The sequence below is a fragment of the Nocardia sp. NPDC003979 genome, assembly GCF_053605015.1.
Genome location: NZ_JBSGIJ010000015.1, coordinates 42,510 through 65,683 on the forward strand (window position 1 = coordinate 42,510; position 23,174 = coordinate 65,683).

At 67.6% G+C, this 23,174-nt stretch carries 25 protein-coding genes and 1 tRNA gene; 15 read left to right on the forward strand and 11 right to left on the reverse strand.

Annotation, left to right across the window (positions count from 1 at the left end):
* The first annotated feature begins 13 nt into the window (after nucleotides 1–13).
* Nucleotides 14–1,174 carry a zinc metallochaperone AztD gene (gene aztD / locus ACWEVR_RS25840; protein ID WP_452469065.1) on the forward strand — a complete coding sequence of 387 codons (1,161 nt, stop codon included), beginning with the start codon at nucleotides 14–16 and terminating at the stop codon, nucleotides 1,172–1,174.
* Between the two features lie 90 nt (nucleotides 1,175–1,264).
* On the opposite strand, the gene ACWEVR_RS25845 is transcribed toward aztD, so the two are convergent.
* Nucleotides 1,265–2,461: a serine hydrolase domain-containing protein gene (locus tag ACWEVR_RS25845; RefSeq protein ID WP_452469066.1), complete on the reverse strand. Its 1,197-nt coding sequence runs from the start codon at nucleotides 2,459–2,461 to the stop codon at nucleotides 1,265–1,267.
* Nucleotides 2,462–2,492: 31 nt separating this feature from the next.
* Between ACWEVR_RS25845 and ACWEVR_RS25850 the strand changes: the two genes are divergently transcribed.
* On the forward strand, nucleotides 2,493–3,308 hold the full coding sequence (locus tag ACWEVR_RS25850; RefSeq protein ID WP_357151690.1) for a serine hydrolase domain-containing protein: 816 nt from the start codon (nucleotides 2,493–2,495) through the stop codon (nucleotides 3,306–3,308).
* 101 nt (nucleotides 3,309–3,409) lie between these two features.
* Nucleotides 3,410–3,937 carry a DUF3145 domain-containing protein gene (locus ACWEVR_RS25855; RefSeq protein ID WP_067487208.1) on the forward strand — a complete coding sequence of 176 codons (528 nt, stop codon included), beginning with the start codon at nucleotides 3,410–3,412 and terminating at the stop codon, nucleotides 3,935–3,937.
* A 70-nt stretch (nucleotides 3,938–4,007) separates the two neighbouring features.
* Here the strand turns inward: ACWEVR_RS25855 and ACWEVR_RS25860 are convergent, their stop codons facing one another.
* Nucleotides 4,008–4,547 carry a hypothetical protein gene (locus tag ACWEVR_RS25860; RefSeq protein WP_452469067.1) on the reverse strand — a complete coding sequence of 180 codons (540 nt, stop codon included), beginning with the start codon at nucleotides 4,545–4,547 and terminating at the stop codon, nucleotides 4,008–4,010.
* On the reverse strand, nucleotides 4,544–6,016 hold the full coding sequence (locus ACWEVR_RS25865; protein ID WP_452469068.1) for an MFS transporter: 1,473 nt from the start codon (nucleotides 6,014–6,016) through the stop codon (nucleotides 4,544–4,546). Before ACWEVR_RS25865 ends, ACWEVR_RS25860 begins: the two co-directional genes overlap by 4 nt.
* 108 nt (nucleotides 6,017–6,124) lie before the next feature.
* On the opposite strand from ACWEVR_RS25865, the gene ACWEVR_RS25870 reads away from it, so the two are divergent.
* Nucleotides 6,125–6,841, forward strand: coding sequence for a TetR/AcrR family transcriptional regulator (locus ACWEVR_RS25870; protein WP_452469069.1), 717 nt, complete (start codon nucleotides 6,125–6,127; stop codon nucleotides 6,839–6,841).
* A gap of 27 nt (nucleotides 6,842–6,868) precedes the next feature.
* Here ACWEVR_RS25870 and ACWEVR_RS25875 read toward each other — a convergent pair whose 3' ends face one another.
* On the reverse strand, nucleotides 6,869–7,300 hold the full coding sequence (locus ACWEVR_RS25875; RefSeq protein WP_452469070.1) for a hypothetical protein: 432 nt from the start codon (nucleotides 7,298–7,300) through the stop codon (nucleotides 6,869–6,871).
* Nucleotides 7,301–7,346: 46 nt separating this feature from the next.
* Here ACWEVR_RS25875 and ACWEVR_RS25880 point away from each other — a divergent pair, with 46 nt between their 5' ends.
* Nucleotides 7,347–7,952: a hypothetical protein gene (locus tag ACWEVR_RS25880; protein ID WP_452469071.1), complete on the forward strand. Its 606-nt coding sequence runs from the start codon at nucleotides 7,347–7,349 to the stop codon at nucleotides 7,950–7,952.
* A 17-nt stretch (nucleotides 7,953–7,969) separates the two neighbouring features.
* Here ACWEVR_RS25880 and ACWEVR_RS25885 read toward each other — a convergent pair whose 3' ends face one another.
* Nucleotides 7,970–9,577: an ABC-F family ATP-binding cassette domain-containing protein gene (locus ACWEVR_RS25885; RefSeq protein WP_452469072.1), complete on the reverse strand. Its 1,608-nt coding sequence runs from the start codon at nucleotides 9,575–9,577 to the stop codon at nucleotides 7,970–7,972.
* Nucleotides 9,578–9,852: 275 nt separating this feature from the next.
* On the opposite strand from ACWEVR_RS25885, the gene ACWEVR_RS25890 reads away from it, so the two are divergent.
* On the forward strand, nucleotides 9,853–10,257 hold the full coding sequence (locus tag ACWEVR_RS25890; RefSeq protein WP_157105051.1) for a hypothetical protein: 405 nt from the start codon (nucleotides 9,853–9,855) through the stop codon (nucleotides 10,255–10,257).
* A 25-nt stretch (nucleotides 10,258–10,282) separates the two neighbouring features.
* On the opposite strand, the gene ACWEVR_RS25895 is transcribed toward ACWEVR_RS25890, so the two are convergent.
* The gene (locus ACWEVR_RS25895) at nucleotides 10,283–11,170 is read right to left on the reverse strand and encodes a ribonuclease Z (RefSeq protein WP_452469073.1); all 888 of its coding nucleotides are present in this window, start codon (nucleotides 11,168–11,170) and stop codon (nucleotides 10,283–10,285) included.
* Between the two features lie 145 nt (nucleotides 11,171–11,315).
* On the opposite strand from ACWEVR_RS25895, the gene ACWEVR_RS25900 reads away from it, so the two are divergent.
* From ACWEVR_RS25900 to ACWEVR_RS25910, 3 genes are all read left to right on the forward strand, one after another.
* The gene (locus ACWEVR_RS25900) at nucleotides 11,316–12,077 is read left to right on the forward strand and encodes a class I SAM-dependent methyltransferase (protein ID WP_452469074.1); all 762 of its coding nucleotides are present in this window, start codon (nucleotides 11,316–11,318) and stop codon (nucleotides 12,075–12,077) included.
* Between the two features lie 150 nt (nucleotides 12,078–12,227).
* Nucleotides 12,228–12,779 carry an RNA polymerase sigma factor gene (locus tag ACWEVR_RS25905; protein WP_452469075.1) on the forward strand — a complete coding sequence of 184 codons (552 nt, stop codon included), beginning with the start codon at nucleotides 12,228–12,230 and terminating at the stop codon, nucleotides 12,777–12,779.
* Nucleotides 12,772–13,041: a hypothetical protein gene (locus ACWEVR_RS25910; protein ID WP_452469076.1), complete on the forward strand. Its 270-nt coding sequence runs from the start codon at nucleotides 12,772–12,774 to the stop codon at nucleotides 13,039–13,041. Before ACWEVR_RS25905 ends, ACWEVR_RS25910 begins: the two co-directional genes overlap by 8 nt.
* Nucleotides 13,042–13,074: 33 nt before the next feature.
* On the opposite strand, the gene ACWEVR_RS25915 is transcribed toward ACWEVR_RS25910, so the two are convergent.
* A complete protein-coding gene (locus ACWEVR_RS25915; protein ID WP_452469077.1) occupies nucleotides 13,075–13,977 on the reverse strand; it encodes an aminoglycoside phosphotransferase family protein in 903 nt (300 codons plus the stop codon).
* A gap of 51 nt (nucleotides 13,978–14,028) precedes the next feature.
* Here ACWEVR_RS25915 and ACWEVR_RS25920 point away from each other — a divergent pair, with 51 nt between their 5' ends.
* The gene (locus ACWEVR_RS25920) at nucleotides 14,029–14,502 is read left to right on the forward strand and encodes a hypothetical protein (protein WP_452469078.1); all 474 of its coding nucleotides are present in this window, start codon (nucleotides 14,029–14,031) and stop codon (nucleotides 14,500–14,502) included.
* A gap of 78 nt (nucleotides 14,503–14,580) precedes the next feature.
* Nucleotides 14,581–15,555: a non-homologous end-joining DNA ligase gene (gene ligD / locus ACWEVR_RS25925; RefSeq protein WP_452469079.1), complete on the forward strand. Its 975-nt coding sequence runs from the start codon at nucleotides 14,581–14,583 to the stop codon at nucleotides 15,553–15,555.
* 23 nt (nucleotides 15,556–15,578) lie between these two features.
* On the opposite strand, the gene ACWEVR_RS25930 is transcribed toward ligD, so the two are convergent.
* The 4 genes from ACWEVR_RS25930 to ACWEVR_RS25945 all read right to left on the reverse strand — a co-directional run bounded on the left by ACWEVR_RS25930 (nucleotide 15,579) and on the right by ACWEVR_RS25945 (nucleotide 17,319).
* Nucleotides 15,579–15,650 (reverse strand) — tRNA-Val (locus ACWEVR_RS25930).
* Nucleotides 15,651–15,681: 31 nt separating this feature from the next.
* On the reverse strand, nucleotides 15,682–16,146 hold the full coding sequence (locus ACWEVR_RS25935) for a peroxiredoxin (RefSeq protein WP_067487241.1): 465 nt from the start codon (nucleotides 16,144–16,146) through the stop codon (nucleotides 15,682–15,684).
* 74 nt (nucleotides 16,147–16,220) lie between these two features.
* Complete coding sequence (locus ACWEVR_RS25940; protein WP_067487242.1) at nucleotides 16,221–16,643, reverse strand: DUF3052 domain-containing protein; 423 nt, start codon at nucleotides 16,641–16,643, stop codon at nucleotides 16,221–16,223.
* A 118-nt stretch (nucleotides 16,644–16,761) separates the two neighbouring features.
* Nucleotides 16,762–17,319 carry a hypothetical protein gene (locus tag ACWEVR_RS25945; protein WP_452469080.1) on the reverse strand — a complete coding sequence of 186 codons (558 nt, stop codon included), beginning with the start codon at nucleotides 17,317–17,319 and terminating at the stop codon, nucleotides 16,762–16,764.
* A 207-nt stretch (nucleotides 17,320–17,526) separates the two neighbouring features.
* Here ACWEVR_RS25945 and aceE point away from each other — a divergent pair, with 207 nt between their 5' ends.
* The 4 genes from aceE (at nucleotide 17,527) to acpM (ending at nucleotide 23,171) form a co-directional block, all read left to right on the forward strand.
* Complete coding sequence (gene aceE / locus ACWEVR_RS25950; protein ID WP_452469081.1) at nucleotides 17,527–20,400, forward strand: pyruvate dehydrogenase (acetyl-transferring), homodimeric type; 2,874 nt, start codon at nucleotides 17,527–17,529, stop codon at nucleotides 20,398–20,400.
* A 44-nt stretch (nucleotides 20,401–20,444) separates the two neighbouring features.
* Nucleotides 20,445–21,746, forward strand: coding sequence for a PucR family transcriptional regulator (locus ACWEVR_RS25955; RefSeq protein ID WP_452469130.1), 1,302 nt, complete (start codon nucleotides 20,445–20,447; stop codon nucleotides 21,744–21,746).
* Between the two features lie 127 nt (nucleotides 21,747–21,873).
* Nucleotides 21,874–22,788 (forward strand): ACP S-malonyltransferase, encoded by a 915-nt coding sequence (locus ACWEVR_RS25960; RefSeq protein ID WP_452469082.1) that lies wholly within the window; start codon nucleotides 21,874–21,876, stop codon nucleotides 22,786–22,788.
* A 56-nt stretch (nucleotides 22,789–22,844) separates the two neighbouring features.
* A complete protein-coding gene (acpM, locus tag ACWEVR_RS25965; RefSeq protein ID WP_067487247.1) occupies nucleotides 22,845–23,171 on the forward strand; it encodes a meromycolate extension acyl carrier protein AcpM in 327 nt (108 codons plus the stop codon).
* The last annotated feature ends 3 nt before the right edge of the window (nucleotides 23,172–23,174 follow it).

Sequence of the window (23,174 nt, forward strand, 5' to 3'; positions counted from 1 at the left end):
GATGGAGCACGACATGCACAGTCGGTCACGGGCCACCACGATGGTGGCCATGTCCGGGGCGCTCGCCTCGGTGGTAGCGCTCAGCGGTTGCGGCAGCGACGACGCCGAAACCCACGACCACGCCCCGGGCGCCGAACCGATCGCCCTCACCTACGACGGCGGCATCTACGTCCTCGACGGCCTGACGCTCGCCCAGGAAGGCGAGGTGAAGCTCGAGGGCTTCAACCGGCTCAACCCCGCGGGCGACGACGACCACCTGATGGTGACCGTCAAGGACAGCTTCCGGGTGTTCGACGCCGACAAGGCGGAATTCACCGGCACCGAGTACGCCGCGAGCAAGCCCGGCCACGTCGTGCGGCACGCGGGCAAGACCGTGCTGTTCGCCGACGGAACCGGTGAGGTGACCGTCGTCGACACCGACAAGATCGACGGCGGCAAGCCCACCGAGGTGTACAAGGCGGCCGCCGCCCACCACGGTGTCGCCGTCGAGCTGAGCACCGGGAACCTGCTGGTCACCCTCGGGACCGAGGATGCGCGGGTGGGTCTCGTCGCACTAGACAAGGACCGCAAGGAGATCGCCCGCAACGAGGACTGCCCCGGTGTCCACGGTGAGGCCACCGCCCAGAACGAGGCCGTGGTGGTCGGCTGCCAGACCGGTGCCGTGGTCTACCGCGACGGCAAGATCACCAAGGTGACCAGCCCGACCCCCTACGGCCGCATCGGCAACATGTCGGGCAGCGAAGCCTCCCCGATCGTGCTCGGTGACTACAAGCAGGACAAGGAGGCCGAACTCGAACGGCCGACCAAGATCTCGCTGGTGAACACCGCCGACGGCAGCCTGCGCCTGGTCGACATCGGCACCAGCTACTCCTTCCGTTCGCTGGGCCGCGGCCCGCAGGGTGAGGCGCTCGTGCTCGGTACCGACGGCAAGCTCCACGTCATCGACCCGGTCGCGGGCGCGGTCACCCGCACGATCCCGGTGACCGGTGCCTGGCAGGAACCGCTCGAATGGCAGGACGCGCGCCCGACGCTCTACGTCCGTGACGGCATCGCCTACGTCACCGAACCGGCGACCAAGCAGGTCCACCGCGTCGACCTCGCCGAGGGCAAGATCACCCAGTCGGTCACCCTCCCCGCCGCGCCCAACGAGATCAACGGGGTCTCCGCCCACTAACGGGTCCTCGCGATCAAGATCACCACGCTCTCGTGGCGTTCGGCTCTCGACCGATGCCGCCACCAGAGCGTGGTGATCGTCTGTCCAGGTTCAGCGTGTGGCGCAGTCGAGGACGGCGGTGCGGAGGTTGCGGCTGCGGACGTCGTCGAGGATGGCCATGCCGAGACGGTTCATGGTGTAGCCGAAGCCGAGACCTGTTGTGGGGTCGGCGAATCCGAAGGAGCCTCCGAGGCCGGTCGTGCCGTAGGCGCGTTTGTCGGAGCCGAAGCGGAAACTTCCGCGCGATTTGCGGAAACCCAGGTGGTAGCGGCTCTTGGTGTGCAGAACCAGGTCGGCGGCGGGGACGGAGTCGACGGTCGGGGCGGCGAGCAGGTCGAGGACGTCGTCGCTGAGGGGGAGCGCACCGGTGCGTCCGGCCGCCGCGCCGTAGACGCGGGCCAGGGCGCGGGCGTTGCCGACGCCGTTCATTCCGGGCCATTCGATGCCGAGGAATTCGCGACGAGTGGCGCGGGCGGGCGCGCCGGGGCGCGGATTGGTCAGCGCCGCATACGAATGCCCACGTTTGGCGTACACCTCCGCACCGATACGCAGCGGGATGTCGGCGAGTTCGTAGCGCAGGATGTCGAAGCCCTTGGTCGCCGACAGCTGGGCGACGCGGTCCAGGGACTCGTCTTCGGGCAGCCCGATGAACAGGTCGGCGCCCACCGGTGCCGCGATCTCCTCGGCGAAGAAACGACCGAGACTGCGCCCCGCCGGATCCACGCGGCGCAGCAATTCGCTCTGGTAGAGGCCGAGAGTCAGCGCGTGGTAGCCGTGCCGGGTGCCCGGTTCCCACATCGGCTTCTGAGCGGCGAGCAGGTCGGCCAGGCTCTCGCGGTCACCGAGTTCGCTCAGCTTCACGATCCGGTCCAGGCCCGACAGGCCGGCCTGGTGGTCGATCAGCTGGCGCACGGTGATCCGGTCCTTGCCGTGCGCGGCGAACTCCGGCCAGTACTTCGCGACCGGGGCGTCGTAGTCGAGGGGTCCGCGCGAGACGGCGGTGGCGATGGTGAACGCCGACATGCCCTTCGAGGACGAGAACACCGGGACGATCGTGTCGCGCTCCCAGGGAACCGCATGCGCGCGGTCGCGATGGCCCGCCCACAGGTCGACCAGCGGTTTGCCGCCCGCGTAGACCGCGACGGCGCCGCCGATCTCGCCGTGGGCGGTGAAATTGCGGCGGAAGGCATCGGCGACAGGGCCGAAACCGGCCGCCACGTCGCCGTGAACTGATGGTGCGGGACTCATGGTGTCGTCGATCGTAGCTACGCTGCCGGATATGCGTTCGTTGGAGCAGGTTCAGCAGTGGCCGGTGGCGCACGCCGCGGCCGCCGTGGTCACCGTCGACGGGGTCGACACCACCGGTGAACTCGACCGGGTGTTCCGGTTGGCTTCGGTCACCAAGCCTCTCGTCGCCTACGCGGCCCTGGTCGCCGTCGAGGAAGGTGCGATCGAACTGGATCAGCCCGCGGGCCCGCCCGGATCGACCGTGCGGCATCTGCTGGCCCACACTTCCGGTGTGGCCTTCGCCACACCGGAAGTGATCGCGAAACCGGGTGCCCGACGCATCTACTCGAGTGCCGGATTCGAACTACTCGCCGATTTCCTCACCGAAAGCACGGGCATCCACTTTCCGGACTATCTGCACGAGGCGGTATTCGAACCACTTGGCATGCGCGACGCGGTTCTGGAAGGGTCGGCGGGGCATGCGGGACGCGCGAGCCTTCGTGACCTGACGCTATTCGCCACCGAGTTGCTGACACCCGAATTGATATCTCGGCAAACGCTCGACGAGGCCACCTCCGTGCAATTCCCCGACCGTGACGGAGTGCTGCCCGGATACGGCTCTCAGCGGCCCAACGACTGGGGTCTCGGCTTCGAAATCCGCGACGGGAAAACCCCGCACTGGACCGGTCATTCCAATTCGCCGCGCACCTACGGGCACTTCGGTCAGTCCGGGACGTTCCTGTGGGTCGACCCCGAAATAGGGGTAGCCACGATCGGTTTGAGCGACGAGAATTTCGGCGACTGGGCAAGAACCGCGTGGCCGAAATTTAGTGATTCCGTGATCGCAGAGACACATAACACGCAGTGAGGTAACACCCGCAACATCGCTCACTTCGCCTACACTCGCACCACACCAGTCCGACGGACCGTTGGGGAAGACGCTCCTTGTCGAGGCTGGAGGTGTTGGTAGTGCGCGCATCGAGTCAGTTCGCTGACGCGACGGCAGGTGTGGTCTACATCCACTCCTCGCCCGCCGCGTTGTGCCCGCACATCGAATGGGCACTGTCCACCGCGCTTTCCACGCCGGCGAAACTGCGCTGGACCGCGCAGCCCGCCGACGGACAGCTGCGCGCCAGCGGCGACTGGATCGGCCCCGTCGGAACCGCCGCCCGGATAGCCCAATCATTGCGCGCCTGGCCGGTCCTGCGGTTCGAAGTCACCGAGGACCCCAGCGAAGGCGTGGACGGCGAACGCTACAGTTTCGTCCCCGCCCTCGGCCTCTGGCACGGCTCCACCGGCGCCAACGGCGACGTGATGCTCGGCGAAATGCGATTACGCGCCCTCCTCCAAGCCGCCACCGAACTGAGCACCTTCGACCTCGGCGCCGAAATCGACCGCGCTCTCGGCACCGCCTGGGACGAAGACCTCGAAGCCTTCCGTCAGGGCACCGACTGCACCGGCGCCGAAGTCACCTGGCTGCGCCGCCACGTCGGCTGAGCACCATTCCTTCCCGCATGCCGGCCTCTGCGCCGAGACCGTCGCACACTCTGTCCCACAGCGTCTTCGATCAGAACTCGCCGGGGTAGTAGATGCGACAGCGTGCGCCGGGACCGTGGGTGAGGCCGGGATAGTCGCTCACTCGGTGCCATGCGGCTGTGTCCGGGCTGTTCTCGATGAAGGCCTGATGCGCTTCCGGGGCGGTCCAGTCTGAGCAGTTGAGGACCGAATCGCCGTGCGTCGAGAGGTGCTGGGCGAGGAGGCCTTCGACGGGGTGGGAGCGAAGTGCTTCGGCGAGGAGGTCGGTCCAGATGGTGGCATCGCGGTCGGTCGGGAAGGTGAAGGTGGTGACGACCGTGCAGCCGGGGGTGCCGTCGGGGTCGAAGATCAGGTTGTGGCGGGGGCGGAACACGGTGGTGGCAGCGGGTGGGGTCGTCCAGAGTTCCTGGGTGAGTACGGCGGTGCCGCGCAGGTCGAGGAGAACGGTGAGGGCGGCCAGTCCGGGTGGCAGGTCGCGATCGGCGAGCCGGGCCGCCACGGATCGCTGGTGTTCGGGGTCGTCGGCCTGGTGGCGGGTGAGGACGATACCGGCGAGATCGGGGTGGTTCATCGTTGCTCCATATCGGTGAAGTCGTCGCGCAGGAAGCAGGCGACGACGAAGGCGAGGGCAGCGCACAGACTCGCGGCCAGGAAGGCGTCGGTGACGCCCGCGGTGACCGGGGCGCGCAGAGCGTCGCGGACCGGTTCGGGCAGGGTCGTGAGATCGGTGTGCTCGAGGTCGGGCAGCCCGGTCACGTGGCGTGCGTAGAGTGCGCCGAGCAGGGAAATGCCCAGGGAATTACCGAGATTGCGGGCCAGCATGGCGGTGGCGACGGCCGCGCCGATGTCGTCGAGGCCGACACTGTTCTGCGCGATGACAACGGTGAGCTGCATGAAACACCCCATGCCCGCACCCGTCGCCAGCATGCCGGCGACCACCGGCAACCATCCGCTGTCGACGTCCAGTGACGCCAGCACAGCCATGCCGAGGGTCATCGCCGCCGCGCCGACGACCGGATACACCCGGAACCGCCCGCTCCTCGACACCGCCGCCCCGACCAGGGGAGCGACGACCAGCATCCCGCCGAGCAACGGCAGCATCAGCACCCCGGATCCGGTGGCCGAACGACCCTGCGCGATCTGCTGATAGAGCGGAAGGAACGTCACCGCGCCGAACATCACCAGGCCGCTGAGGAATCCGAGCACCACGGCGATCGTGAAATTTCGGTGGCCGAGCAGCTGCGGCGGAACAACAGGATCGCTCGCCCGCCGCTCCCAGCGCAGAAAGAACACCGCACCGACAGTCGTGACCAGCGACAGCAGCAGCACCGGAAGCGAGGCCCACGCCCACGTGCGGCCGCCTGCCGAGGCGAGCACGGTGATACCGACGATGCACACGCTGAGCGCCGCCATCCCGACCACGTCCACGCGCCCGGAATCCCGGGTGCTCGGCGGCAACCGCAGCTGCGTCGCCAGCAGGATCAAGGCCACCGCGCCGAGCGGCAGGTTCAGGTAGAACGCCCACCGCCACCCGATGCTGTCGGCGCACCACCCGCCGATCAGCGGCCCGCTCACGATGGCGAGCGGCATGATGATCGCCATCAGCCCCTGCACCTTCGCCCGCTGTCGCGGCGGGAACAGCACGCCGACGATCGCTATCCCGCCGACGAGCAACCCACCCGCACCCAGCCCCTGAAGCGCGCGAAACCCGATGATCTGCGGCATGTTCCGCGCCGCCCCGCACAACGCGGACCCGATCAGGAAGATCGTGAACGCGGCGATGAAGACGTTCTTGCGGTCGTAGAGGTCGCCGAATTTGCCCCAGATCGGTGTGGTCACCGCCGTGGTGAGCGAGAACGAGGTGACGACCAGCGACAGATCCGCGAGCCCGCCCAGTTCACCCGCGATGGCGGGCAGCGCGGTGCCGACGATGGTGAAGTCGAGATTGGCGACGAGGAAGGCGATGACCAGCCCGCTCATCGCGGCGAATACCCGGGCGGGAGGTCCCTTCTCCAGGGTGGTGGCGGGTTCGATCGACATGCCCAACTCCTGTGTGCATCGTAGACTGTGTATACAACGTAGACTCAAGATTGCGGTGTACACAAGACTGTTAGGGTGGGCCGGACAGCGACCCCGAAGGAGTGAGCCTTGGCGAAAGCGGATGGGACGATCTGGGAGCGACTCGGTCGGTCGCCCGCCGGGCAACGCGCTCCGCTGAGCCATGACCGCCTCGCGGCCGCCGCCGTCGAAATGGCCGACCTGCACGGTCTCGACGCCCTGTCCATGCGCAAACTCGCCGAGCACCTCGGCGTCACCGCGATGGCGCCCTACCGCTACATCTCCGGCAAAGACGACCTCTTCGAATTGATGGTCGACGCGGTCCACGCCGACATCACCTTGTCCGCAACGGCGGGCGACTGGCGGGAAACGTTGGGGGCCTACGCCGAACAGGTCCGCGAGATCACCTTGCGTCACCCCTGGCTCGTGCAGATCTTCGCGCGCCTGCCCGGCGTACTCACCCCGCGCATGGCCGATATCGCCGAGCAGGTCCTCGCCTCCATGGACACTGTCGATGCCGACGTCGACGCGAAGATGGCGATGCTCGCGGGCGTCACCGCCTTCACCCACGGCGCGGCCGCCGCAGAGGTCGCCCAACGCCAGTCGATGGCGCGCCGCGGCTGGACCAGCGACGACGACGTCCGCAGCGCCTACCACCCCTACATGGCCGAACTCACCGCCACCGGCCGCCACCCCCACCTGGTCGACTACCTCGTGGGCGGGTCCAATCAGGACACCGCCGAGTGGCAGTTCCGTTTCGGGCTGGACTGCTTACTCGACGGCATCGCCACGAAACTGCCCCACTGAAAAGGCGTCGCGAGGCTCGGGCGCCCGTTACCGCCCGTGCGTCGATCCGAAGAACAACTCACCCAATGTGGTGGCCCACCAGCTTTCGATCTGATCGGGTGTCCACCCGCGTTCCCCGCGCAACACATCGAAGGTATCGATAGAGCAGAGGGCCGCGGCGACGTCGAGGGCATGTGCCGCGGTCATATCCGGTCGCCAGACGCTCTGCGGCCAGGCCTCGTAGACCTCGCGGCGCACCTGGTCGCCACGGTCGCGACCCATGCGGTACGCGTCGGCCAGTGCGGCGTGCTGGCGCGATCCCTCGATCATGATGCGCAACACGTCGCCCGCGGACTCGAAGAGCCGGCGGTCGAAGCCGGCCAACGCGCGTAGTTGCGCACGTGGATCGTCTTTTCCGGCAATCAGTTCGGCGGTCGCGCGCTCCACGTCGGCGCCCTCGTCGGCGCTGTCGATCAGCAACGTCGCCAGGCCGCTGGGCTTCGTCGTTGCTGCCGTCCTTTTCGGGGTGGGTGGTCAGCTGCATCCGATCGGTTCCGGCGGCAACGTCGACGATCACCTGCTCTCGATGTTCACCAGCGATCTCTGGAATGCGTCCCACCTGCTGCAGATGGTCGGGCTGCTCCTCGCCGCGACGATGTACGTACTCGCCCGGCGAGACGGCGTGTTCGGCGAGGCGGTCGCGAAATGGCTCACCCTGGCGGCAGTCGGCACGGCCTTCGCGGGGCTCGAGTTGATTCCGCACGTGGCAGCGGCATCCGAGGCCGACGACCTGCGCAACCACGCCCACACCCCGATACTCGACTTCCATATGACGATGCAGGTGCTCGCCTCGCCGGCCCTCGGTCTCACCACCGCCGCGCTCGCGATCGCCGTCGCCCGCGAGGCGCGAACCACCGCCGCGTGGATCCTCGGCGCGATCGCGCTGATCTCCGGCGTGGTCAGTTCCTTCGCGGGGCCGCTGGTGGTCCTCACCCGCGACATCGACTACTCCATCCTGTTCCCGTTCCAGATGGGCGTGGCGATCTGGTTGTTGGGCACGGGAATCCGTCTGGCCCGGACTGATCAATCCCGCTCCGCTCGTCCACGGAAAGCCGCAACTGTCCGCGCATAGGACGCGGAGGGTGGTGTTCACGCCGACAGCGTGAGGCGGGGCCAGTCGGTCAAGTCGGAGAGCATTCGGCGGTCGTGGGTGGCGACGACGACGGTGGCGGGGGTTGTGGACAGGGCGGTGGTGAGGTCGTCTACCAGGGTGGTCGAGAGGTGGTTGGTCGGTTCGTCACAGAGCAGGACCGTCGGTCGGGCGGCCAGTTCGATGGCGAGGTGGAGGCGGCGTTGCTGGCCTTGGGAGAGGCGGCCGACCGGAGTGCGGGAGGTTTGTTTCTCCAGGAGACCGGTGGCGTTGAGCGGGAGCGGGTTGTCGAGGTGTCGGGTGTGCCGTCCATAGATGTCGTGGGCGGTGGCGGTGAGGTCCCAGTCGGGGACTTCCTGGCCGAGCAGCGCGATGCGGGCGGAACTGTGCTGGTGGACGGTTCCCGTCACCGGGGTGAGTGCGCCGACCAGCACGGTGAGCAAGGTGGATTTGCCCGCGCCGTTGGGGCCGGTGATCAGGAGGCGGTCGCCTGCTTCGAGAGTCAGGTCGATCGGGGCGTTCAGGCGGCCGGGGACGGTGATGCCTTCGCACCGCAGCGCCGGTGTTCCTCGGCGTACCGGGAGTTCCGGAAAGCGCAGGTGCAGTGGGGGTTCGGGAATCGTGATGGTGTGGGCGTCGAGGTCCGACTGACGGCGTTTCAGCATCTGGACCAGGCCGGGGGCTCGTGATTGACGCTGATGCTTGCCGTGGCCCTTGTCCGGGCGCCACCCGGTGCTGAGCCGGTCTCGGGCACCGTCCACCGCCTCCCTCAGTCGTGCGCGCTCGGCGAGTTGTTCTTGGTAGTCGTGTTCCCACCGGTCTCGAGCACGGCGCCTGCCCTCCTGCCAACCGGCATAGCCACCGGCGAAAAGCTGGGGGCGGCCGTCGGGGCTCGGGTCGAGATCGAGGAACTCCTCGGCGACCGCGCGCAGCAGGGTGCGGTCGTGGCTGACGACGACGAGGCCGCCGGGGTGGGCACGCAGGCGGTCGGTGAGGAAGTCGAGGCCCGCGCGGTCGAGGTGGTTCGTCGGTTCGTCCAGGAGCAGGATGTCGTTGGTCGCGCCGAGCAGGCAGGCCAGGCGGACCCGATAGCGTTGTCCCACAGACAACGTCGACAGCGGGCGGGATCGGTCGGTGCAGGCGTTCAAGGCGGCCAGGGCGATGTCGACACGCCGTTCGGCGTCCCAGGCGTCGAGTCTGGTCGCGGCATCCAGGGCCGCGGCGTAGGCGTCGTCGGCGCCCGGTGCGTCCTCGGTGAGCAGCAGGGTGGCGGCGTCCAGATCGCGTAGGGCACGCTGGGCCGGTTCGATGGTTTCGGCCACCAGATCGCCGACCGTCTCGCCCGCGCGAACGGTGATGTTCTGCTCGGCGACGCCGACGGTGCCGACGCGGCTGACCGAACCGCTGTCAGGTTTCAGCAGACCGGCGAGAACATGCAGCAAGGTGGTCTTGCCACGCCCGTTCTCGCCGACGATCGCCAAGCGCGAACGTGCGGAGACGGTGACGGAGACGTCGGTCAGCACCGGGCGTGAACCGAGCGTGACGTGGATGGATGCTGCCCGCAGGTGGGCATGCGCCCCGGCAGGCAGGGAAGGAGAAATAGGCACAGAGAACTCCGCGGCTCGAGAAAGGAGCCGGGCAGCGCAAGGAAACCGCCCGGCGGATGACCCGGGACGGCGGCGTCAGAAGAGGGATGGAATGCCGGTCGCCGCCGTCAGCGGAGCGACCAGGGCTTCATCATCGCGGTGCCTGTATACACCTCAGCGACGATACCGATCCGCGCCCGCGCTGCCAACGAGATTTCCGGCACGGCCAGACCCCAGTTGTGGTGGCAGCGGTTTCCTTGTGCCGAAAACTGTTGTGCGGCACCATCAAACGTGTGATGAACAGACGAATTTCCGCAGCTTTCGTACTGGCCGCCTCGGCCACCGTGGCCTTCGGGTCCATTGCACCCGCCGGTGCGGCGACGCCGTTCGTCGCCCCGCAGGTGACCTTCACCGGCACCGCCGCGGGCACCGTCACCGCCACCCTGCACAACCCGAACGACCGGGGACAGTGCTGGGCCGAGGCCGGGATCGGACCCGAGAACAACCACGCCTTCTTCGGTAACGGTTCGCCGGAGTCGCTGGCCGATGCGGGCGAAACGGTCACCACCTCGCTCGAGGGGCTCGAGCCCGGTTCCACGATCACCGCGCGCGGTGGGTGCGTCAACGGTGCCGAGTTCGCGTTCTCCGAACTGGTCACCGTGAACGTACCGAGCTCGATGCCGTCGACCGGCAGCTTCTAGCCGGACCGCCTTCCGGATCCGCCGTTCATGGAGTGCGGCGGGCCGGAAGGGGGATGCGATCGAGATCGTGGGCGAGGACGGCGCCGGGGAAGTCGGCCTGCTCCAGGAACGTTCGATCGTCGGCCGCGGTGTAGCGCTCCGAGAAGTGGGTGAGCACAAGTGTCCTCACCGCACAGGCACGGGCGACTTCGCCCGCCTGACGGGCGGTGAGATGCCCGCGTTCGTGCGCCTGCTCGGTTTCCGAATCCAGGAAGGTGGATTCGATGATGAGCATGTCCACATCGGCCGCCAGCTCGAAGACGTTGTCGCACAGGCGGGTATCCATCACGAAGGCGACCTTCTGTCCCGGCCTCGGCGCCGAACACTCCTCGAGCAACGGGCCCGACAGCTCCCGCACGGCGGCACCGGAGATGCCGTGTTCGCGCAATTTCTCGGGCAGGAATGTGCGACCGTCCGGTTCGGCCAGACGGTATCCGTAGGTGGGGATGCTGTGCGACAGCGGCCGGGCGGTCAGGCTGAAACCATTGCCCTGCAACGTTTCTCCCGCACCGCTCACCGGGTGTTCGACGAGACTGGGCGAACCGTAGTAGCTCGTCGCGAACTTCAGCCGCTCCCAGTACTCGATGCCCTCGGCCGGGAACACGGCGTGCACATCGTGCGGAACGCCGTCGCGCCCCAGCCGCTGCACGATCCCCGGCACGCCGAGCGAATGATCCCCATGGAAATGGGTCACACACAACCAGTGCAATTCGGTGGCCGAAGCCCCCGCATGCGCCATCTGCCGCTGCGTCCCCTCACCCGGGTCGAACAGCACACCCCGCCCATCCCACCGCAACAGATACCCGTTGTGATTGCGGCGACGAGTCGGCACCGCCCCCGCCGTCCCGAGGACGATCAACTCCCGTGTCGACATCGCCCCATCCTCGCCGCTCCCGCCCCCACTGTCACGTCGATTCGCGGGCAGCGCGGGCGGTCGACGGCGAACTCGCTGGTGATGGTCGCAGGTGTCGGACGCGGGTGGTGTGATGGTGCCAAACGCACATTCGGTGGAGGTCGGGATGGAACTGTTCGATTACGACGCCGAGTTGCGGTTGCACAATGTGCATCTGCGGGCGGCGGCGGGGGTGGGGGTGCGGGATCGGGTGCTCGATATCGGGTGTGGCGCCGGCGGTACGACGCGGGAGGCGGCGCGGGTCGCTGTGGAGGGGGAGGTGCTCGGGGTCGACGTGTCGGAGGTGATGGTCGGACAGGCTCGGCGGATCAGTGTGGAGGAAGGGGTGGGCAATGTCGGGTTCGAGGTCGCCGATGCTCAGGTCCATCCCTTCGCCGCCGGGTCGTTCGATCTGTGTATCAGCCGGTTCGGGGCGATGTTCTTCGCCGATCCCGTTGCGGCGTTCCGCAATATCGGGCGAGCATTGCGGCCGGGTGGGCGGTTGGTGGTGATGGTGTGGCAAGGGAGTGAGCACAACGAGTGGGTGACGGTGTTCCACAGCGATCTCGTCGCGTCGATGGCGAAGCCGGGGCCGGGACCGTTCTCGCTGGCCGAACCCTCGGTCACCGAATCCGTGCTGACCGCAGCGGGTTTCGTCGATATCGGCTTCAGTGAGGTGCACGAGCCGGTGTACCTGGGTGCCGACGGTGCTGCCGCCTACAGCAACCTGCGTCTGCTCACCGGCTTCCGTGCCTATCTCGACAGCCTCGAACCGGCCGAAGGCGAGCAGGCTCGCGCACGGCTGCGCGAGGTGCTCGCCGCGCACGAGACCGACCGGGGCGTGCTGTTCGATTCGCGAGCGTGGATCGTCACCGCGAAACGGCCGTGAATCCTTTTCCGCGTCTCGCACCTCTTATAGGTGTCCGCGCACGGTGCGGGGACGAAACGGAGGTTGTTGTGATCATCGGAACCGGAATCGTCGTCGGCCTGGTGTTGATGTGCACGTGCGTGTACGCCCTGCGCCGCAAACGGGCCGGGCGTGACTGACTCGCGCTGGCCTGCCGCGGAACTGATCATCTCCGCCCGCGACGGGGACATGGATTCGATCGCCGCGCTGGTGTCGGGTTCCTACCCGAACATCCAGCGCTTCGCCCGAACGCTCTGTGCCACACCGGAAGACGCCGAGGACGCGGCTCAGGAAGCCCTCATCATCCTGTATCGCAAGATCGGGATGCTGCGGGCGTCGGGAGCGCTGGCGTCGTGGATGTTCCGGATCGTGCGCAACGAGTGCCTGCGGCGGGCGCGGATCAGGCCGCAGCACCCACCGACGGAAGTCACTGTGACAGCCTCTGCCGAGGACGAAGTGCTGCGTCGCCTGGAAGCGGCGAGGGTGGCGGCCGCCGTCGCCACGCTGCCCGACGACCAGCGCCAGGTCCTGATCATGCGCGATATCCAGGGCCTCAGCGGACGCATCGTCGCGGACACGCTCGGCCTCAGCACCACCGCGATGAAATCGCGCCTGCACCGTGCCCGCGCGTCGGTGCGCCAAGCACTCCAGTCCGATCCACCTCCCGGAGGGAAGAATGTCTGACCGACCCGACTTCGCCAGCGCGTCACTGCCCCGCCACCTGACGCGCGGGCTCCTAGGCTTCGGCGCGCTGATCGGCTCGATCGCCCTGCTACCCCTCATCGGTGCGATCAGCCTGCTGTTGCTACCCGTCGGCCTCGTCGCGCTGCGTGGATGCCCGATGTGCTGGGCCATCGGCCTCGCTCAAACCCTCTCCCGGGGGCGACTCCGCCGTTCCTGCGACAACGGGCAGTGCACGCTCACGGTCGCGAAGGCGGCTGTGTAGTACCCGCCGACCATGCGAAGGGCTGCGCCGAGATCAGACGAGCATCTCGGCGAGCCGGTCGGTGACCTGTACGACCCAGTCCGGTTCACCGTGCTGTCGTCCCCACAGCGCGGCTCTCACCGCTCGCACCTGCGCCCACCGGCGTGCCCGTTCACGATCGATCCGGGCTGCCTCGCAATACATGTCGAGGCCGCGACGGAGGCCACGCGCCGGGTCGGCACTGAACAGCAGGGGAGCGAACCGGTAGCTGCGGATCACGGTGATCGTGTCGTAGGCACGGTCACCGACGTAACCCTTGGGGTCGATCGCCAGCCAGGGCTCTCGGTCGCCGCGCAGGACATTGGCGTCGTGGAGATCGCCATGGACGAGCGTCTCGGGTTGGTTCGGGCCGAGCTCTCGCAGAGTGGCAAGAGCGGCACCCATGACGTGACAAGGCAGTGGATTGCCCACTTCTGCTGCGGCAGACGCTATTTCGTCCGGCCATGCGGCGACCAAGCGGCTCAGGCGCGGCAGAGTCGGTGGGGCTTCGACGGCCAGCCGCCACGACAGTTCACCCAGGGCGGTCACGGCTTCGTCGAAGTCGGTTACCTCGGACAGCGCTCCGCCCGGGGCGCGCTCCAGCAACATCGCGTAGTGCGCGGTGTCACGTTCGAACAGCCGCACCGCGCCCGCGCCGTTCCACGTGTCGAAGGCGTCGGCCTCGAAGTCGTTGCCGGGGTGGGGAAAGGACACCTTGATGACCGCAGGCGGATGGTCTGTGTGGACGACGGGCAGCACGACCCCGACATTTCCGTGCATCAGTGGCCCGTCCGGTCTGCAGGACCAGCGTTGCAGCAGATCATCGAGCAGTTGGGGGAGTGAGGTGATCCAGGCGCGGCCCGGTTCACCTTCGCGTCCGATGGTCTCGTGCGCGAAAGCCTCGGGGATTTCGATCATCTCGGTGCCTCCACGGGTTCACCGTAGGCCGGTACGGTCGGATGTGGGGCAATGGCTACGCCCCTGTCGCTGATCGCGCTGCCGTGGGGGTTTCAGATGGACCGGGTCGATGACGTCCGAGCGCCGGATGTCGCCGATTCCAAGGCGCGGCGAGCAATGTGGGCTGCGGGTGCGGCCGGGTGTGCGCTCGGAGCGGTGCTGCTGGCCTGCTCGTCCCGAGTGATCGTGTCCGGTCTCGACTCGCCGTATCTGTTGATGATCTGCGTGGTGGGCGCCGTTCCCGGGCTGGCGGGCCTCGGCCTGCTGTTCGCCTCCCAGCAGGTTCTGCGTGGGAAGACCGCAGGAATCGGCAGGGCGGCTGTGATGCTGTTCGCTGTCGGCGTCCTTGTGACGCTCGGCTGTGTGGCGGCAATCAGTTATGGGCCTTGGATCGCGAGAATCGTCATGGCCGGATCGGCGGGCGCGACGATCGTGACAGCCTTCCTCCTCCGTGCCGCCCACCGTGCCCTGCCGGCCGGTCGATAGCGGATTCGGCCTGGTCGGACGCGCCGAGGATCGGCCGCGTGAGCGGAGCCCGGCCCACGCCGGGAATAGGCTGGTCATGTGGGGTTCACGGTCCCGGCACCGATGCTGGCCAAACCCGGACGGCCACCGCAGCCGCCAGGCGGCTGGTGCGCGGAAATGAAATGGGACGGTGTGCGCGCGATCGCCCATTGCACCCCGGCGGGGATCAGCTTGTGGAGCCGGAACCTGCGCGACATCACCGCCTCCTACCCCGAGGTCGTCACCGCGCTCACCGAGATCACCGATGGACGCACCCTGCTGCTCGACGGCGAACTCGTCGCTCCGGACGAGCGCGGGGCACCTTCGTTCTCCCGGTTGCAACAGCGCATGCACGTCCAGCGGCCGACACCTGCGCTGATCGAGCAGGTCCGCGTCGACTATCTCGTCTTCGATGTGCTCGGTGTCGACGAGGAGGTGCTGTTCGAGGACTCCTACCGCACCCGCCGCGCCGAACTGGCCGACCTCACCCTCGACGACGGTGCGCGCGTGCGGGTTCCACCGATGTGGTCGCTGACCGACACCAGCGCGGAGGAGTTGTTGCGCGTGGCGACGGACTCCGGGTTGGAAGGGATCGTCTGCAAGCACGGCGATTCGATCTACGAACCGGGCCGCCGCTCCTCGGCATGGACGAAAGTCGTCCTCCGACTCACGACCGAGGCCGTGATCGTCGGCGCGGTCCCCGGCAACGGCGCCAATGCCGCGACCTTCGGCGGCCTTGTCCTGGCCGGCCACACTCCGGAGGGTCGTCTGCGCTGCGTGGGTGGAGTAGGCACGGGCTTCACCGCCGCCTCCCGCCGCAGCATCCGCGCCGCCCTGGACCAAGTGCGCCGCGAGACGACACCGCTCGATGATCCACCACCGGCACCGGTCGCCCGGACGGCCTGGTGGGTCGAACCGGTTTTCGTCGCCGATATCGAATACCGCGAGATCAGCGGCGACGGACTGCTCCGGCACCCGAGCTTCCGCGGGATCCGCACCGACAAAACACCCGAGGAGATCGGGCTACCCACCTGACTGCGGTGGTGTGCGACAAGATGTGGGCGCAGAGGGGATCGAACCCCCGACCGCTGGTGTGTAAAACCAGTGCTCTACCGCTGAGCTATACGCCCCTGCATCGCCGGTGGGACCGGCGGTGTCGGGTTATGAATCTAGCGCGGCCAGCGCTTTCTCCCAAGCCGCCTGGTCACGGGCCTCTCCGGGGCCGTTCATCTCCGCGAAAGTGATGTATCCGGACTTGTCGATCACGAAGGTGCCGCGGTTCGGGTAGCCGGATTTCTCGTTGAAGACGTCGTAGGCCTGGGCGACGGCGCCGTGCGGCCAGAAATCGGACAGCAGGGGGAACAGGTAGCCCTGTTCGGCCGCCCAGATCTTGTGGGTGGGTGGTGGGCCGACGGAGATCGCGAGGATCTCGGCGTCGTCGTTCTGGAATTTGGGCAGCTCGTCACGCACCTTGCACAGCTCACCCTGGCAGATGCCGGTGAAGGCGAGCGGATAGAACACCAGCAGGACATTCTTCTTGCCCCGGTAGTCCGACAGGGTGACGGGCTGGTTGTTCTGGTCCTTGAGCGTGAAATCCGGCGCGAGAGTGCCAACCTCTAGCGGCATAGGGGAGTTCCTGTCGTCGTGTCGGGTCTCAGCCGAGCGTTCTCGTCCGGCTGAGACCTTAGCGAACGGCGGTTTCAGCGCTGTTTGGACGGTGCCTTCGGCTGAACCAGGCGCGAGCCCGTCCAGCTGCCGAGGCTGATGGTTGATGTCTGGGTCAGGCCGGCCGTGGGTGCGGCTTCGGCGATCTCGCTCGGATCGACATGGCCCGGTTGACCGGTTTTGGGGGTGAGGACCCAGATGAACCCTTCGTCGGCCAGCGGGCTGATGGCATCCATCAGCTCGTCGGCCAGATCGCCGTCACCTTCTCGCCACCACAGCAGGACGGCGTCGACGACCTCGTCGGAGTCTTCGTCGACCATCTCGCCGCCCGTGATCTCCTCGATCTCGGCGCGCAATGCGTCGTCGGTGTCCTCGTCCCAGCCCAATTCCTGAACAACCAAGCCGTGAGAAATGCCAAGCTTCTGAGCGTAGTTCTGCGCGTCCGCCGCGGCGACCACGGTGGTGTCCTCCCTAAACTGCCGACAGTAAGATACGTGCAAGCGAACATGGTTATCGGCCGCAGCGCAAGCCGATCGGATGAATCGGTACCGTACGCCGCGTGTCGGCGACGTGAATTCAGCGCCGTGGGCAGGCCTGTTGTACCTCGGTACGCGCCTGATTGATTTTGCGGCTCGCGTCGTTGAGACCGCCGACCGCGGAGCTGTAGGTCATCTTCCGCGTCTCGGCCGACAGCTCGCGCGCGGCGACGACATAGGCGGTGAACTTGTCGGCCAGCTCGGTCGGCAGGGCGCCCGCGGCGGCGGCGACACCGGACTCGACGGCCGTCGCGGCGGTGTCGAGCGCGACGGCCGCGGCCTCGCGCTTGGCGGCGTAGTCGGGGGCGTTCTCGTCGTGGGCCTTCACGAAGTCGTTGTAGGCGGTGACGCCCGCACCGGTGGTGGTGGGGAACTGCCCGCAGTTGTCCTCGATGGCCTTGGTTCTGGCGGCCGCCGCACGGGAGGACGCGGCCGCCGAGGACGACGCGGCCGCGGCGGTCTTGTAGGCGGCGACTTCGGCGGGGTCGGTGGTCGGGTTACCGGTGACCTGCTGGGCGCACCCGGCGATCACCGAACCGGCGATCACCGCGACCGATGCGCAGATCAGCCCGAGCCTGCGCGCGTGCGGCACCCTCATCGTCGAACCCGTTCCCTCTCACTTCACTGACCGGTAGGCCCATCGCAAATCTAGTGGATTTCCTGCTGGGATGATGACCTGGGCGACCCTTTCGGCAAGGATGGGGGTCGCCCGAACCTTTCGAGACGGGTGCTCCGCACACCAAGCGGGCAAGCCCGGGGACCGCGACGCCGACAAGCAGTTCAGCCCCCAGTACGAGGAGCAGATTTGACCGACCTGATCCACTCTGCAGCTTCTTCCGATTCGCCGACCGACCCCGCGGCGCCCGGTGCCAAACCCACCGGGGAACGCGTGCGGGTGATCCGCGAAGGCGTGGCATCGTATCTACCCGATATCGATCCGGAGGAAACCAGCGAATGGCTGGAGTCCTTCGACGAGATGCTCGACCGGGAAGGCCCGGGCCGTGCGCGCTACCTGATGTTGCGGTTGCTCGAACGCGCCGGTGAGCGTCGCGTGTCGATTCCCGCGCTCACCTCCACCGATTACGTCAACACGATCCCCACCGAGAACGAGCCGTGGTTTCCCGGCGACGAGGAAGTGGAGCGCCGCTACCGCGCCTGGATCCGCTGGAACGCCGCGATCATGGTGCATCGCGCGCAGCGTCCCGGAATCGGTGTGGGCGGGCATATTTCGACGTATGCCTCGTCGGCGGCGCTCTACGAGGTGGGTTTCAACCACTTCTTCCGTGGCAAGGACCATCCCGGCGGCGGCGACCACATCTACATCCAGGGCCACGCCTCGCCCGGCATCTACGCGCGCGCGTTCCTCGAGGGTCGCCTGAGCACCGACCGGCTCGACGGGTTCCGGCAGGAATACAGCCACGGCGGCCTCGGCAAGGGCCTGCCGTCCTACCCGCATCCGCGCCTGATGACCGATTTCTGGGAGTTCCCGACGGTCTCGATGGGCCTGGGCCCGATGAACGCGATCTACCAGGCCAGGTTCAACCACTACCTGCACGATCGCGGCATCAAGGACACCTCCGACCAGCACGTGTGGGCGTTCCTCGGCGACGGCGAGATGGACGAACCCGAATCGCGCGGCCTGATCCAGGTGGCCGCCAACGAGGCGCTCGACAACCTGACGTTCGTCATCAACTGCAATCTGCAGCGCCTCGACGGGCCGGTGCGCGGTAACGGCAAGATCATCCAGGAACTCGAGTCGTTCTTCCGCGGCGCGGGCTGGAACGTCATCAAGGTGGTCTGGGGCCGGGAGTGGGACGCGCTGCTCGGCGCCGACCGCGACGGTGCCCTGGTGAACCTGATGAACACCACCCCCGACGGCGATTTCCAGACCTACAAGGCCAACGACGGCGCCTATGTGCGCGATCACTTCTTCGGCCGCGACCCGCGCACCAAGGCGCTGGTCCAGAACATGTCCGACAACGAGATCTGGAACCTCAAGCGCGGCGGCCACGACTACCGCAAGGTCTACGCGGCGTACGCGGCGGCGATGACGCACAAGGGCCAGCCGACGGTGATCCTGGCCAAGACCATCAAGGGCTACACCCTCGGCAAGCACTTCGAGGGCCGCAACGCCACCCACCAGATGAAGAAGCTGACGCTGCAGGACCTCAAGGACTTCCGCGATCTGCAGCGCATCCCGATCTCGGACGCGGAACTGGAGAAGGACCCGTATCTGCCCCCGTACTACCACCCCGGCCAGGACGCGCCGGAGATCCAGTACATGCAGGCCAGGCGCAAGGCGCTCGGTGGGTACCTGCCCGAACGGCGAAGTGCGGCAAAGCCGTTGACGCTGCCGGGTGACGAGGCCTACCGCTCGGTGCGCAAGGGCTCGGGCAAGCAGAACGTGGCCACCACGATGGCGCTGGTCCGGTTGATGAAGGAACTGCTGCGCGACAAGGAGATCGGCAAGCGCATCGTGCCGATCATCCCGGACGAGGCACGCACCTTCGGCATGGACTCCTGGTTCCCGTCGCTGAAGATCTACAACCGCAACGGCCAGCTCTACACCTCCGTCGACGCGGAACTGATGCTCGCCTACAAGGAGAGCAACGTCGGCCAGATCCTGCACGAGGGGATCAACGAGGCCGGGTCGACGGCGTCGTTCACGGCGGCGGGCACCGCGTACGCGACGCACGGCGAGCCGATGATCCCGCTCTACATCTTCTATTCGATGTTCGGTTTCCAGCGCACCGGCGACGGCCTGTGGGCCGCGGCCGACCAGCTGGCCCGCGGCTTCGTCCTCGGGGCGACGGCCGGGCGGACCACGCTCACCGGTGAGGGCCTGCAGCACAACGACGGGCATTCGCTGCTGCTCGCCTCGACCAACCCGGCCGTGGTCACCTACGACCCGGCGTTCTCGTTCGAGATCGCACACATCGTGCGCGACGGTCTGCGCCGCATGTACGGCGGCGGCAACCCGGAGCCGGGCACGCTGCCGGGCACCCACCCGCAGGAGACCGGAACCTTCGGCGGGGAGAACATTTTCTACTACATCACGCTCTACAACGAGCCCTACCAGCAGCCGGCCGAGCCCGACGACCTCGACGTGGCCGGCTTGCTCAAGGGCCTGTACCTGTACCAGCGCGGTGGTGAGGGCGAGGTGCGCGCTCAGATCCTGGTCTCCGGCGTGACCGTGCCCGCCGGTCTGCGCGCCCAGCAGATCCTGGCGCAGGAGTGGAATGTGGCCGCCGACGTGTGGTCGGTGACCTCGTTCGGCGAGTTGCGCAAGGAAGCCGTCGAGAAGGAGATCCACGCGCTCAAGCACCCTGATGCCGACCCCGGCGTCGCCTACGTCACCGAGGCGCTCGCCTCGGCACGTGGACCCGTGGTGGCCGCCACCGACTGGATGCGCGCGGTTCCCGATCAGATCCGGCAGTGGGTGCCCGGCGACTACATCACCCTCGGCACCGACGGGTTCGGCTTCTCCGACACCCGTCCCGCCGCCCGTCGGGTGTTCAACGTCGACGCGGAGTCCATTGTCGTCGCGGTGCTCGAAGGCCTGGTGAAGGACGGCACCTTCGACAAGGCCAAAGCCGTGGAAGCGGCCGCGAAATACCGCATCGACGATGTGTCCGCCGCGCCGAAGCCGAGTGCGGACGCACCGGAGGAACTGGCGTAGCGGACTATTGGACTGTGGAGCGCAAACCGCCGCGGCCCCGTCGGATCACCGAGGGCACAAGCACGCACGAGGTCTACCTGCCGACCGGGGCGCTGTCCCCGAACCGGCAGACCCGTGACCCGCTGCCCGACACGCTGCTGCGACGGGTCAAGCAGTTCTCGGGCCGGCTGTCGACCGAGGCGGTCGGCGCGATGCAGGACCGGCTGCCGTTCTTCGCCGATCTGGACGCCGCCCAGCGGGCAGGCGTCCAGATGCTGGTGCAGACCGCGGTGGTGAACTTCCTGGAGTGGTTGCAGGATCCCGAATCCGACATCCGCTTCAGCCTGGACGCCTTCCAGGTGATTCCGCAGGATCTGGCGCGGCGGCTCACGCTGCGCCAGACCGTGGACATGGTCCGGGTGGCCATGGACTTCTTCGAACAGTGGCTGCCCGCCCTGGCCCGCAACGACCGCCAGCTGGTCGCACTCACCGAGGCGGTGCTGCGATACGGGCGTGAGCTCGGTTTCGCGGCCGCCTCGGTGTACGCCAGCGCGGCCGAATCGCGGGGCGCCTGGGACACCCGCCTGGAGGCGTTGGTGGTCGACGCGGTGGTGCGCGGGGACACGGGCCCGGACATGCTCTCCCGGGCGGCCACGTTGAACTGGGACGCCACCGCACCGGCAACAGTGCTCGTCGGCACCCCGCCGCAGGACCAGGGTGTGTCGACGGTCGGGGCGGTGCACACCATCGCGACCAGGCACGGTCGCGCCGCGCTCGCGGTGGTGCAGGGCGCGCGGCTGGTGATGGTGGTCAGCGGGCACCTGGGCGACGCGGGGATCGGTTCGCCGTTCCTGTCGGATCTGCTCGCCGAGGTGTTCTCCGACGGTCCGGTGGTGATCGGCCCGACCATGCGCACCCTCGGCGCCGCGCACGCCTCCGCCATCGAGGCATTGGCCGGAATGGAGGCCGTTGTCGGGTGGCGAGGCGCGCCAAGGCCCGTTCACGCCGCGGAGTTGTTACCGGAACGGGCCCTGCTGGGCGATAGAGCTGCGATAGAGGCGCTGAACGAGTATGTTGTCCTCCCGTTGGCGTCGGCCGGATCTTCGTTGTCCGACACATTGGACGCCTACCTGGATTGTGGCGGAGCAGTAGAAACGTGCGCACGTCAGCTGTACGTCCATCCAAATACTGTCCGGTATCGCCTCAAGCGAATCGGCGAGGTGACCGGACGTGATCCGCTCAATCCTCGCGACGCGTATGTGCTCCGGATCGCGGCCACAGTGGGCCGTTTGACACGAACGCATAACGAATCATCCACTTCTGTCACGGAAACCCCGTCAACCCCAGTGGCTCACGACCCCCTGTAACGGGATTCGTGAATCGGTCGATCCGGACGCCCCACCTCGGATTTTGTGGGACCCCTACAAAACGCGTTCCAAACCTTCATTCGCGCCGACATCTCGTGCGGCGGGGGTCACAGTGTTTTCTTAGGGGGTGATCGCGTTGTTCACCCCTGGACAGGGGTCCCAGACACCCGGCATGCTCACGCCCTGGCTCGCACTCCCCGGTGCGGCTGATCGCCTCGAGCTGTGGTCGAAGGCCGCCGGCCTCGACCTGGTCCGTCTCGGCACCACCGCGACGGCGGAGGAGATCGTCGACACCTCGGTGACGCAGCCGCTCGTGGTCGCGGCCGCACTGCTGGCCTTCGCCGAAATCGCCCCCGAAACCCTTCCCGCGGATACGATCGTCGCCGGGCATTCGGTCGGCGAATTCGCCGCGGCCGCTGTCGCGGGCGTCATCACCCCCGACGAGGCTGTCGGCCTGGCCGCCATCCGCGGCCGGGAGATGGCCAAGGCGTGTGCGCAGGAACCGACCGGCATGTCCGCGGTGCTCGGTGGCGACGAAGCCACCGTGCTCGCACGGCTCGCCGAACTCGATCTCGTCCCGGCCAACCGCAACGCGGTCGGCCAGATCGTCGCGGCGGGCCGCCTGGAAGCTCTGGCGGAGCTCGCCGCGAACCCGCCGGAGAAGGCACGGGTCCGCGCATTGCCCGTCGCCGGTGCGTTCCACACCGCTTTCATGGCCCCGGCACAGGCAGCTGTCGCCGATGCCATCGCCCAGATCTCGCCGAGCGACCCGATCCGGACCCTGCTGTCGAACTTCGACGGACAACCGGTCACCTCGGGCGCCGACGCGATCGACAAGCTCGCCGCGCAGGTCACCCGGCCCGTGCGCTGGGACCTGTGCACCGAGACCGTCCGCGCCGCGGGCGTCTCGGCGGTGGCCGAGCTGCCACCGGCGGGCACCCTGGTCGGCATTGCCAAACGGGAACTGAAGGGCACCCCCAACCTCGCCCTCAAGACTCCCGAAGACCTCCCCGCGTTGGCCGAACTCACCTCCGCGGGCTAGCTTTCCCCCCGGCAGTCACGCACGACGAAGTGCGCCGGCTGTTCAAGACCCTACAAATGAGAAACAAGAAGGGAGCCACCAAAGTGGCCGCTCTGACCCAGGAACAGATCGTCGAAGAACTCGGCAAGATCATCGAAGAGGTTACGGGTATCGAACCCTCCGAGGTGACCATCGAGAAGTCCTTCGTCGACGACCTGGACATCGACTCGCTGTCCATGGTCGAGATCGCTGTGCAGACCGAGGACAAGTACGGCGTCAAGATCCCCGACGAGGATCTCGCCAGCCTGAAGACCGTGGGTGACGCTGTCTCCTACATCCAGAAGCTCGAGGCGGAGAACTCCGACGCCGCCGCGGAGCTCAAGGCCAAGTTCGACGCCGAATAGAGG